Genomic DNA, 12291 nt, shown 5'->3' with positions numbered 1-12291 from the left:
GGAGTAGGCGAATGCTATTTAAAATGATGCAATTTGAGCTGCGCTATTTTATGCGCCAGCCCTCTTTTTATGTCACGTCTTTGATTATATTTTTGCTTACCTTTTTTGCTTCGGTATCAGATTCATTTAGCATAGGTGGGAGCAGTAACGTCAACGTAAACTCTCCTTACTCTATTTTGCTAATTGTTGCCAATATGGCGATATTCTCAATTTTTTTGGTGGTGAATTTTGTCGGCAGTGCCGCCATTAGAGATGACCAAAGCAAGCTAAATGAACTGGTTTTGAGTAAGCCACTTAGTTTAGTGCAATATCGCCTAGGTCGCTTTTTAGGTGCTTATCTTGTCACCATGTTAGTGTTCTCAATGTGTTTATTGGGCATTTGGATTGGTTCAGGGTTTGGTAGCCTAATGGGTTGGCTAGATGCTGAAATGCTGGGCCCGAATAAACTCGAGTACTATTTATCACCGTTGTTTTATATTGCAGTACCTTCTCTTTTCTTTGTCGCTAGCTTGTTTACATTGGTCGCGCAAAAGTTCAGAAGTATGGTGGCCATGTACTTAGTCGCAGTTGCGCTTGTGGTAGGTTACATGGTTGCAAACAGCATTTTCTCTGAGATTGAATACCGTGCCATCGCAGCTTATTTAGATATGTTTGGATTATCTGCTATTTCTGTTCAAGCCGAATATTGGACCATTGCAGATAGAAACACTTTGACCATAGGTTTACATGAAGAACTGTTATATAACCGTTTGATCTGGCTTGGTGTAGCTGTACTGAGTTTAGCGATGCTGGTACTTAATAATTCACACTTTTTACCACAAAAGCAAAAAGTGAAAAGCAAAGCCAAAGGTGAAGGCCAGCAAACTGATGCACTGGCTCATCGCATAAATTATAAATCTAGCGCGGGTAGTGCTTGGTCCCATTTCTTAATGCGTACCGTTTTTGAAGTGAAGCAAGTAGTACGCAGCTACTCATTCCTCGTTTTACTTATTTTATCTGTGTCTATGCTAGTGCCGGGCCTGGTTGGCTCATTTGGCATGTATGGTACAGATACTTGGCCTGTAACTTTTAGAATGGTCGAGCTAATACAAGGTAGTTTTAGCCTGCTGATGATCATCGTATTGGTTTACTACTGTGCCGAACTTGTTTGGCATGATCGCGATGCAAAAGTGAGCGAAATTGTGGACTCTTATCCGGTGGCGAACTGGGTGTTTTGGGGCTCTAAATATATTGCGCTTGTCTCAGTGTTGGTGTTGCTGTGTGTATTTGGGTCTGTACTGACTATTCTATATCAACTGATATCAGGCATGGCCACTATTGAGTTGTCACAATATGTTATTCGTTTAGGTTACTTATTTGTACTTGGCTTTGCCCTGCAAGGCACCTTGGCTTTCTTATTACAAGTTGTCAGCCCTAGTAAATATGTCGGTATGGGACTATTTTTACTCTACTACATAGGCTCACTCGTGATGGCGAGCTTTGGCTTTGAACATAATATGTGGCGATTTGGTGATACGCCAAGTGCACCTTATTCTGACATCAATGGTTATGGCCACTTCTTAACTGCAATCCATTGGTACAACTTATATTGGTTAGGCTTAAGCGTGATCTTCGCTGCATTGAGTTTTGCGCTTTGGCCGCGTGGTGCAGGACAAACACTAAAAGCACGATTTGCTCAGTTGAACTATCAGTTAGGCAATGTAGGTAAGGTTGCGATAGCTGCGGGTGCACTATTATTTGTGGGCAGTGGTAGCCATATTTATTACAACACACAAGTGCTTAACTCATTTGTTACGCAAGATGCGCGCGAAGATCTTTCAGAGCAATATGAGCGTGAGTTTGTGCAATTCAAAGATGCGCCTGTACCAACGACACTTGATGTAAAGCTCGATGCGGAGATTTTCCCAAAGATGCGCCGTATTGAAGCAACCGTGACGTTAGAAGTCGAAAACAAGAGTAAGCAAATTATTGAACGCTTCTTGGTCAACAAGCCTTCGCACACGCTAGAGTGGTCGGTTGAAATGCCTGGCGCAACACTGGGTGAATTTGACGAAGACTATTATCACGCATGGATGAATTTATCTGAGCCTATGTTGCCTGGTGAGCGTCGCGTGATCACTATGTCTGTAGTACGTCAAACGCTAGGTTTTGTTGATAGAGGCAGTGATACTACTTTGGTTCACAATGGTACCTTTATTAACAATGGTGAGCTATTCCCAACTTTTGGTTATGCTCAAAGTAAGCAAATTTTTGATAAAAATGAGCGCCGAAAACGTGGTCTTGAGCCGGTAAAGCGTGGCAATAAAATCGAAGAAGCGCAGTACCATAACCAACCTTTGTTTGCTGAAAACTTTGTCACCTTCGCAGCCCGTGTCACGACCGATGAGTCGCAGGTTGCTATGGTGCCGGGTTACCTGCAGTCGAAAGAAACGAAAGATGGTCGCACAACTTATGTGTATGAGATGGATGCACCTATGTTGCACTTCTACACCATGCTGTCGATGGAGTTAGAAGTGAAACGTGAAGAGTATAAAGGCATTGCCCTTGAGGTTTACTATCACAAAGATCATGCGTGGAATGTGGATACCATGCTTGAATCAACAAAAGATTCAATCGACTATTTCTCAAGAGAGTTTGGTCCTTATCAGCATAATCAAATGCGGATCATTGAGTTTCCTCGTTACCGTTCGTTCGCGCAGAGCTTTGCCAATACTGTACCTTACTCAGAAGAGATGGGTTTCTTAACCGATACCCGTAATCCTGAGAATATTAATTTACCTTACTATGTTACAGCTCATGAACTGGCTCACCAATGGTGGGCGCATCAGGTGATTGGGGCAAACGTTGAGGGCTCGAATATTCTGTCTGAAATGTTGTCTCAGTATGCGGCCATTATGGTGATGAAAGAGAAGTACGGCGAGCACAACCTACGTAAGTTTTTGAAGTATGAGCTTGATATATATTTGCGTGGTCGTACAACAGAAGCCCATGAAGAGCGAACGCTTGCTAGAACAGTGGGGCAGCAGCATATTCATTACAATAAAGGATCAGTCGTAATGTTGGCATTGCATGACCTACTGGGTGAAGCGCGTCTGAATAAAGCATTGCGTAACTTCATTGATGACTATCGCTTCAGAAGTGATGTTTTCCCGACCACACTCGATTTCATTGCTTACTTGAAGTCAGATGCAACGACGCAAGAGCAAGCCTTCATCGAAGACCAATTTAACTCGATTACTTTATATGAGTTAAAACTGGCTGACGTTGAAATCGAAGAGGCAACATCAGAGGGGGAACTTCATACGATTACACTTACCGTAAAAGCGGCGAAGAAGCATGCCGATGGGGAAGGTAACGAAGAAGATGTACCTCTTGAGCAAATGATAGATATTGCCCTGTTCAAAGCTGATCCTGATGACATAAATGAAGGTGAGAATGTGATGTATCTGCAAAAGCACAGCATCACAACGGGCGATAATGTGATCAAACTTAAAGTGAAGGATTTACCTAAGTTTGCTGGTATCGACCCATTTGTAAAACTGATTGATAAAGAAAGCGGCGATAATATTAAGTCGCTGTAATTTGTATGAGCTATATTCATTGATAGCTCAGCTCAATCATTAAGGCCTCTCTTGTAGAGGCCTTTCGTTTTTCTGAAGGTAAATTACCTGAGCTCTGGATAATAAATTTATCTCCAGCGGTTACTTTCAACGCTAACTGCGTTGAATTTACTTGCAATAGGCCTGCTATTGACGCGTAAATTCGCCTGGTTATCGCTAAAAGTCTCCGGCTGCAGACTTAAAAATGCACTTATCAATTCAATATCAATACTTTAGTAAATCTCTTAACCAAAGCTCAGGTTAAATTGATCAAATAGACCTAAAATATTTTTGGTGAATATCCAAGGTTCAAAAAATAAAGCTTGAGAATAACTCCGTTATGTTAATCTCTGTTCGCAAATAACCTGAGCTTTGGTTAAATGAAAAGGTATCAAATAAGGAGCATGTATGTATCAACATCAATGGCACACAGGCGAGGCAATTAATCTACCGACGGGTAAGATAGTATGTATTGGACGCAACTATGCCGCGCATGCACAAGAGTTGAATAACCCCATTCCGAGCCGCCCAATTTTGTTCATTAAACCCAGTACATGTTTACAGTCTTTCAAAGAGATTACGCTCGCTAAACGCTTGGGTGAACATCACTACGAAGCTGAATTTGCCCTGTTAATTGGCGAAACGATTTCATACGGCGATCAAGGTGTGATAACAAAAATTGCTGGAGTCGGGCTTGCGCTTGATTTAACTTTACGTAATGTGCAGAGCGAACTAAAAAGCAAAGGTCATCCATGGGAGCGCGCCAAAGCCTATGATGGCAGCTGTCCAGTCACGCCATTTTACCCGTTGAAATCACCGAATGAGCTTGCGAGCACTGAGTACAAATACTGGCAAAACGGTGGGCTAAAACAGCATGGTAAAACTGAACTCATGCTATTTAACATCGAGCGCTTACTCACAGAGATCAGCGAAAGCTTTACGCTGATGCCAGGCGACATTGTGTTGACGGGAACACCTGAGGGGGTAGGGGTGTTGAATGATGGTGATGAGCTGCAATTGCAGTATCAGCTTTATACGCCAATGTACGCGAAAGTCAGCATTAAATAGCTCGAACTTTAACGACTATTTTGTGAGAGAGATTACTCTCTCACAGTGTTACTTTGTTTTTTGATAGCGCAAAATTATGCTGTTACCAAGCGCGATTAAATACTTGGTGGTGTATTAATCATGCTTAACTTACTTGCGTCTTTTGTTTCAATGAAGAGCGCTTTGTAAGTGGTTGTGCCGGCGTCATCTATGGTTTTATTTTCGAAGCTATAATTGACGTCAAATTCATAAAACGTGTTCAGTGCACCATTAGTGTCTTCATTTGAAAATTTAATATCTACAAGACATACCCGGCCTGCACATTCAAATTTCTCTTCGAAAATATTTAGATCGCTTAACTTATTTTGAATATAGTCGGCAATCTTATTTTTTCTTTGTTGTGCTAGATCTGAGTATTCGACTAATTGCATATCAGCTATAACCTCATCAGTCGGTGTCTTAAACACTTTTTTAAGGCTAGCTTGATATAAACCTTCACCTTCATCATCTATCGACAGAAACTGTTGGTTAAATAGTTCAACCGACGTGACTTTTGTTTCATGCTCAAGGTGTCCTTGTGAATCTATTGCTGAACTTTGGCCTGTATCAACTTGATATGCGTCATTCGTTGAACTGTTTATAGCATCTGGAGGCGTGTGTAATTTTAAGGTAGTTGAGCTAAGACGTTGGTTTTCTTGAATGGTTGTTTGCTTTTCATTATCGTAAGCGCTGTTATTGCTTGAATTGAAAAACACCGCCAACACCACCGATGTGATGGCGACGCTAGCCGTTGCAATGAGTATTTTTTTATTCATGAAATATCCTTTTTGTGGTGCTTTTAATAAAAGCAGCTATCACTATATTTATTATTGACCTTCGATCACATCCATTCTCTACTGTAGTTATCCTGTTGAGCAGTTCATTGACACCACACCATTTTTTACAGTCATAGTTACTTTACCTAATGAGCATGTATATGAATAAGCAAAAAGAATCTTCAGTAAAGCTGAAAGTGATAATGCAAACAGCAGGTAGAGTGCGTTTAAGAGTAATTTAAAAAACCTCTTAAAGCGCTTTGTTAATACATGTTACTTTTTTGGGGGGGGGGAGGTGTAAATATGTTTAGTGCCTTTTTTGGGGATGATTTGATTGACATAACTGAAGAGACAGTTTCCTGTCTCTTATTAATTGAAATTATAAAGAAAAATCAATTGCATAGCTGACATATGCTTTCATATCGTCATCCGCGTCTAAATCAGTTTTGATCACGCCAAAAGTGAAGCCACTTTTGCTTAGGCTAAAACCATAATCCATATAGTTATCTTCTGAGTACCACTCAGTCACGGTGTCACCGCTAGAGCGACCTATATGTAAGCCAAGCTCAGTGTCATTGAATACGCTAAATGCGGCGTTCAGCTCAATATACAACATGTCTTCTTCTGCAGTTGAACCGCTTTGCGCATTACTTAAATAGCTGATCTTCGCACTTAATACGTCGTAGCTGACTTCGCCATAAAGTTCGCCAAAGTCGATGCTGCCTTCGGCATCTGGGTAAGCGTAATAGACATAGCCCACATCGTAGCCAATATCACCAGCAGAGCCACTGAAGCCCGCATAAAAATCCATCTCGTAGCTTTCTTTACCACCAAAGTCGATATTTGATACCCAAGTGCCAGCGTAAAAACCAGAATCATTGCCATAATCAATGCCACCCGATACGGCTGCACCATCAGCGGATTGCGTAATACCACGCCAGAAGTAGTTTGAGCTTGCTGCAATGTTTGCGGTGACTTCAGCATAACTTGCAGTAGAAGTTGCGAGTAATAGTGAGCTAAGTAAGAGAGAGGTTGTCTTTTTCATCTTCATTCCTATGTGGGCTAATTTTTCCTAATTTTAAAAGCAATGCGTGCACCACTTTTCGTATGTCTATATTAATATAGTTTACTATCTGATTATTAATGTTTTTTTATAAATGATATTTTTTGATTAGAAAATTTATGCACAGTTTTAGTGCGAAAGGAATAATGTATTGCACGATATTTGCGCATATCGTGCAACGGAGAATATTTATTTCTTTGTGCTTAACCTTGTATATCTAAAGGTTAGCCAAAGATAGCGCGCATCAAGCCGATGGTTTCGTCCACGCTGCGGCCTTTTTCAACTTCTGCGATGATTGAGTCACGCTTATCGCGAATATGATCAGGAATGCTTTCATCAGCAAGTGCGCGATCAACCAATACCTCTGCTGACTCTTTACCGCGACGAACTGTTTTAGTGCCACCGCTGCGGCTACCACGCACAGGCTTATTTAATAACTTAATATAGTTAGAGTTATCAGCCGTGTCTTTGTCAGCATAATAGAAGAAGCAGGGCAGTAGTGCTTTAATGCTGGCTAGCTGCTCTTCTAATTCACCATTTTCAGTCGTCATTGCAAACCAAGGCATAGTGCGGATGCTCACCACAACATCAGACCAATAGCGTTCGAAGTCTCGGTTATTTAAACGACTAATACCCAATGCTTGGCAAAGTGCATCTAATCGGTTGTTGCTAATAGGCGTGAACACATCTGGGCGACGCATCGCTAATAGGCGCGAAGCAGGCGCAAGGGTTGGTTTTTCATCTGTGCCCGCAAACGCACTTAAATAACCAATCATAAATGCTTGATAGTCTTGCTCGCTTACGTCACCTTCAGCAGGAATGTTCGCAAGGGCGTCATCAAATGCGTCAGGTAAGTCTGTTAATAGCTGGTGAAACCCTTTGGCGCTCTTCGTTGACGCAAACCACTCAACGTCGAAGTTGTACACGCTGGTATCTAAACTTGCAGCATGTTTACCAGTAAACGCTAAACGGTCTTCGGCGATCATCTCTTTTAATGGCGTGCTGCGCATCGGTGCTAAGTAGCTGGTTAGCTTTAACTGTTCTTCGAGGGCCAATACGTCTTTATGTTGCTCTATAAAACCACAGATCACAGGCCAAGGGGCAATACGCAGCGTTTTAAGTTGTAAAAAGCTGATGGCAGAAATTAACAAATCTTGTAGCTTCTTAACTGTCGGAAGCTGGTGGTCGTCGAGCAAGTCGAAGTTGATGCGATTCTTTGCTACATCTAATAACTCATAGCACCAACCCAAGAAGTCTTCTGGGTGGTTTTCTACTTTGACTGCCATCAGATTCAAACTTATCTCGGTAGATTGCTTAAGAATGTTTTGGTAAATCTGACTTTCTTGTTCACCCAATGCCATTTTTGACGGGGAAATGAGCAGCTTTTTCATAGGGGTTGGTGTCTCCACGGGTTAAGTTATTAGGGGTTAATTAACCTGAGCTCAGGTTAAATAGCTAACCAAATAAGTGTAGCAGAACTTGTGCTACACAAATGAGGGCGTGGATCATACCTAAGTGAGACGTGGATGCAATCGAAGAAACGCTTATTTATTACAAGAAGTAAGAAAACTCAGCATCTGCAGGAGCTAACAAGCTGAGTTTTTGAAGGGGAAATTAAAAGGCTAAAATCAAAGCTGTGCCAAGAATTGACCCTAACGCTGGTAACACAATGGCAAGGTGTGTTTCTATTTCATACTGTGTGTATTTGGGCAAGGTCACCCAGTACTCAGTTATTTGTTTTTTCATAGTAAGTGTCCTTTTTTGCGTTAATCACTTGTCTCTAACTTAAAGAGTGACTCAACAGGTTGCTCAAAGTGGCGCGCAATCTTTAATGCAATCACCACAGAGGGAGTAAATCGGCCCGTTTCTATGGTACTAATTGTTTTGCGAGAGACACCAATTAAATCGGCCAACTCTTGTTGAGATAAATTGTTGAGCTTTCTTAATTCAGCAACCTTAACTTGCATAGTTGTTAGTCTCTATTTTGCCAAATTACCGAAGCGCCATAACTTAAGCTGGCAGTGGCCAAGTACACAAGTGACATTGTTTCATGAGTAAATGGAATGGAAATGGCATCTCCAATTACCCAAACCGCAAAAATGACACCGACAGTACAATAAAAAGCATGGCGGTAAGCGTTATGGTTCATTTGTTTTATAAATTCGTCCTGATAGCCGCCAGTGTATTTTTTTGAATTAAAGAACGCTTTAATTTTGTAAAAAACAGCTATGCCAACAAATAGCACCACAAAGCCTGTATTGAAGAATTGTTTATTTTCACTGTCACTGAATACGTCAGAGATCACCATGAATATCAACATTGTGCCAAGTGCCAGCAAAAACCAACCACTTAATGCAATGTGCTTTTCTTCATTTTTAACTTCTAGCTTTGTCATGCCATGTTTTCCTTCGTAATGTAACCTATGGGTATCAATGTAACCTTTAGGTATCATGAGGTCAACATTTTTTTGTAACCCCTAGGTATCATATTAATTTCATTGGTTTTGTGTGCAGATTTTTTTCGTCTCAGCCGTTATGATTAGTAACATCAATTGCAAATGTAAGGAAAAGCAATGAATCGCTTTGTGAAAGTTATCGGTGGTGTGGTTGTTGTAGCCGTTGGTGCTGTGGTTGCGGCGCCATTTTTGATCCCAACCGACTCCATTATTCAGCAGGTTTCAGAACAAGTCGAAAATACCACAGGTCGTAAACTCACCATTGACGGCGAAAGTCAGCTAACGGTGTTTCCAAGCCTGAGTATAGAACTGAACGACGTTGCTTTTGCCAATATGGCCTCGGGTAGTGCTGAAAATATGGTAAGTATGGAACAGCTTGCCGTGCATATTCCTTGGTTGTCATTATTAAGTGGTGAAGCCAAGTTAGAGCGTTTTGTGATCCGCAATCCAAACATCTTGCTAGAAACAGACAAACAAGGCAAAGCGAACTGGCAGATCATGCCAACAACCTCCGCTGCGCCAACAGCTCAAGCTAATGAGGCAGCCGCTGGCCCAGTAAAATTACCTCAAGGGTTTGATGTCAGCTTAGGTGAAGTGGCGATTTACGGGGGTCAACTGACTTATCTTGATGGCGTGACTGGCGCAAAACAGCAGGTGAGCGACTTTGAATTAATCGTAGCGCTGCCTTCTTTATTCAAGCCGCTTGATGTGAAAGGGGGGTTAACCTACCAACAACAGCGTTTTGAATTAAATACCCAAGTCGACACACCAGCAAAAGCCATTGAAGGGCAAACCTTTAATGTCACGCAAACTTTAGCGTCGGCGTTATTAGATCTTGAATTCAACGGTGCCATTGCTCAGCAAGGTAAAGACATTAAAGGTAGCTTGAAACTGGCAGGTGACTCAGTAAAAGCCATTACTCAGTGGCAGGGCATTGACCTCAAAGCCAAAGACAACGCCTTTAACCAGTTTAGTGTCAGTGGTGAGGTGCACCTAGCCGGAGAGACTTTTAAGCTGAGTGCATTCGAAGCCAAGCTCGATGCACTGGCAATTAAAGGGCAAAGCCAAATTGATTTAGGCGCGCGTTTAGATGTCATGGCTGACATTGATCTCGGTATGTTAGACCTCAACCCATATCTACCTGAGAGCCCAGAAAAACCAGCCGAACCTGCACAGCCTGCAGAACCGGGTGAGCCACAGCCGATTGTATGGGACGACACTCCGATTGATTTATCGGGTCTTAATGCCTTAGACGCCGACATTAAAGTGCGCTCAACGGGCCTCATTGCCAAAGAGATCAAACTGGGTGAAAACCAATTCTCAGTTAATCTAAAAGACGGCAAAGCGCGCCTAGGCTTAGATAAATTCAACGCTTACGAAGGTAAAGGGCAGGGTAAAGTGGTGGTGAATGCCAAGCGTGCCCCTTATCAGATCAATACCGATTTTAGCTTAACCGACATCAACGCCGAACCACTACTGACTGACGCGGTCGGCTTTGACAAGGTATTAGGTAAAGGCAGCATCAGCTGGGCGCTGAACACTCAAGGTCAAAGTCAGAAGCAGTTTGTGTCGGCTTTAGCAGGTAATTTGGCGTTTAGCTTTGTAGATGGTGGCGTAAAAGGGGCCAATATCGCAGAGATGATGCGTAAAGGCAGCGAAATGCTCAAAGGTAACTTCTCATCTTTAAAAGAAGGCTTAAACGCCGACTTCGATCCAAATCAGAAAACCGATTTCTCGGCACTGACAGGCACCTTCACCTTTAAAAATGGTGTCGGCACCAATACCGACCTAAACCTTGCCAGTCCACTGTTACGTATTACGGGCAGCGGTGAAGTCGATTTACCAAAGACTTATGTGAATTACCGCTTAGTCACAGGCTTAGTTGATACCATTGAGGGTCAAGCAAGCAGTGATGACAGCACCGGCTTTAAAGTACCGCTGCGTATTAAAGGCCCATTCCACAAGGTTGATTACAAACTCGACTTTGGCAGTGCGGCAAAAGACAAAGCCAAAGAAGAAGCGAAAGACAAAGTAAAAGATAAGCTGAAAGACAAATTAAAAGGCTTCTTCGGTTAAAAGCTCTGTGTTTCGGATAGGCAAAAGCCAGTGCCGCAATGCACTGGCTTTTTTGTGCTGTAAATAAACTTACGCGCCAGCCCTAATTTCGGAAGCAGCGATTTTTATTTGCGTCTTTTATCTATTAGAGCTTTAGCTAGTATAAATTTTATTAGTTCTTGGTTTAGTGTATCGGTTCGACTTCAAGAGTTTGAACTATTTACAATAGGAAAAAATGAAATAGTGTAAAAAAACGACGATTTTATTTTATCACCGCTATTTTTACTTGTTTGTTATTTAATCAGTTGAAGTTGTTTTAGTTTTTGCGCTTGAAAAACTAACTGCTTGTCTCCATATCAGAAATGCAATCTAGAAAACTTGGTGGAATAGCACAATTAATTAAAAATTGAACTATCCATCCCTCATGTTTATTGCTACAATTGCCCGCCCTTGAAAGACGAACTCCACGTTTTTTGAGTGATTAATAATCTAACTGCTTCATATTTATACAGATTTGAAGCGAAGTTTAACTACACCGGAGCATCAAAAATGATCCAAATGCAAACTCAGCTGGACGTTGCTGATAACAGCGGCGCTCGCAAAGTGCAGTGTATTAAAGTCCTTGGTGGTTCGCACCGTCGCTACGCGGCAGTTGGTGACATCATTAAAGTTTCTGTTAAAGAAGCAATTCCTCGCGGTAAAGTGAAGAAAGGTGATGTTAAAAACGCAGTAGTTGTGCGTACTAAAAAAGGCGTTCGTCGTCCAGACGGCTCTTTAATCCGTTTCGATAGCAATGCGGCTGTTATCTTAAATGATAACCTACAGCCAATTGGTACTCGTATCTTCGGCCCTGTGACTCGTGAACTACGTAACGACAAGTTCATGAAGATCGTTTCACTAGCACCAGAAGTACTATAAGGAGTCGATCATGGCAGCAAAAATCCGTCGTGATGACGAAGTAATCGTACTAGCCGGTAAAGACAAAGGTAAGCGCGGTAAAGTGCTTTCAGTTGTTACTGAAACTGGTCGTGTTTTCGTTGAAGGTGTAAACCTTATCAAGAAGCACCAAAAACCAGTTCCTCAGCTTCAACAAGCTGGCGGTATCATTGAAAAAGAAGCATCAATCGACGCTTCTAACGTAGCGATCTTCAATGCCGAAACTGGCAAGGCTGATCGTGTAGGTTTTAGATTTGAAGACGGCAAAAAAGTTCGTTTCTTTAAGTCTAACGGAAAAGCTATTTAATTAGTTGGAGTAGA

11 protein-coding genes are annotated in these 12291 nt (G+C 41.9%); 5 read left to right on the top strand and 6 right to left on the bottom strand.

Annotated features, from left to right (window positions below):
* Positions 1 to 11 precede the first annotated feature (11 nt).
* Both ACGHEH_RS13460 and ACGHEH_RS13455 read left to right on the top strand, forming a co-directional pair.
* A complete protein-coding gene (locus ACGHEH_RS13460; RefSeq protein ID WP_390446180.1) occupies positions 12 to 3581 on the top strand; it encodes an ABC transporter permease/M1 family aminopeptidase in 3570 nt (1189 codons plus the stop codon).
* A 426-nt stretch (positions 3582 to 4007) separates the two neighbouring features.
* Positions 4008 to 4667, top strand: coding sequence for a fumarylacetoacetate hydrolase family protein (locus tag ACGHEH_RS13455; protein WP_390446178.1), 660 nt, complete (start codon positions 4008 to 4010; stop codon positions 4665 to 4667).
* A 95-nt stretch (positions 4668 to 4762) separates the two neighbouring features.
* Here the strand turns inward: ACGHEH_RS13455 and ACGHEH_RS13450 are convergent, their stop codons facing one another.
* From ACGHEH_RS13450 to ACGHEH_RS13425, 6 genes are all read right to left on the bottom strand, one after another.
* Positions 4763 to 5461, bottom strand: coding sequence for a hypothetical protein (locus ACGHEH_RS13450; protein ID WP_390446176.1), 699 nt, complete (start codon positions 5459 to 5461; stop codon positions 4763 to 4765).
* Positions 5462 to 5840: 379 nt separating this feature from the next.
* Positions 5841 to 6506 carry a TorF family putative porin gene (locus ACGHEH_RS13445; RefSeq protein ID WP_390446174.1) on the bottom strand — a complete coding sequence of 222 codons (666 nt, stop codon included), beginning with the start codon at positions 6504 to 6506 and terminating at the stop codon, positions 5841 to 5843.
* A gap of 242 nt (positions 6507 to 6748) precedes the next feature.
* Positions 6749 to 7915 (bottom strand): hypothetical protein, encoded by a 1167-nt coding sequence (locus tag ACGHEH_RS13440; protein WP_390446172.1) that lies wholly within the window; start codon positions 7913 to 7915, stop codon positions 6749 to 6751.
* A 223-nt stretch (positions 7916 to 8138) separates the two neighbouring features.
* Positions 8139 to 8270 (bottom strand): hypothetical protein, encoded by a 132-nt coding sequence (locus ACGHEH_RS13435; RefSeq protein WP_390446170.1) that lies wholly within the window; start codon positions 8268 to 8270, stop codon positions 8139 to 8141.
* 20 nt (positions 8271 to 8290) lie between these two features.
* Positions 8291 to 8491: a helix-turn-helix transcriptional regulator gene (locus tag ACGHEH_RS13430; protein WP_390446168.1), complete on the bottom strand. Its 201-nt coding sequence runs from the start codon at positions 8489 to 8491 to the stop codon at positions 8291 to 8293.
* 5 nt (positions 8492 to 8496) lie between these two features.
* On the bottom strand, positions 8497 to 8919 hold the full coding sequence (locus tag ACGHEH_RS13425; protein ID WP_390446166.1) for a hypothetical protein: 423 nt from the start codon (positions 8917 to 8919) through the stop codon (positions 8497 to 8499).
* 177 nt (positions 8920 to 9096) lie between these two features.
* Here ACGHEH_RS13425 and ACGHEH_RS13420 point away from each other — a divergent pair, with 177 nt between their 5' ends.
* The 3 genes from ACGHEH_RS13420 (at position 9097) to rplX (ending at position 12277) form a co-directional block, all read left to right on the top strand.
* The gene (locus tag ACGHEH_RS13420; protein ID WP_390446164.1) at positions 9097 to 11055 is read left to right on the top strand and encodes an AsmA family protein; all 1959 of its coding nucleotides are present in this window, start codon (positions 9097 to 9099) and stop codon (positions 11053 to 11055) included.
* A gap of 528 nt (positions 11056 to 11583) precedes the next feature.
* Positions 11584 to 11952 (top strand): 50S ribosomal protein L14, encoded by a 369-nt coding sequence (gene rplN / locus ACGHEH_RS13415; protein WP_058031680.1) that lies wholly within the window; start codon positions 11584 to 11586, stop codon positions 11950 to 11952.
* A gap of 10 nt (positions 11953 to 11962) precedes the next feature.
* Positions 11963 to 12277, top strand: coding sequence for a 50S ribosomal protein L24 (gene rplX, locus ACGHEH_RS13410; protein WP_058031301.1), 315 nt, complete (start codon positions 11963 to 11965; stop codon positions 12275 to 12277).
* The last annotated feature ends 14 nt before the right edge of the window (positions 12278 to 12291 follow it).

This window comes from Pseudoalteromonas sp. MTN2-4, from assembly GCF_042848605.1.
Classification (GTDB): domain Bacteria; phylum Pseudomonadota; class Gammaproteobacteria; order Enterobacterales; family Alteromonadaceae; genus Pseudoalteromonas.
The sequence above is the reverse complement of the archived record's forward strand: the minus strand, read 5'-3'. Positions and strand labels throughout refer to the sequence as shown.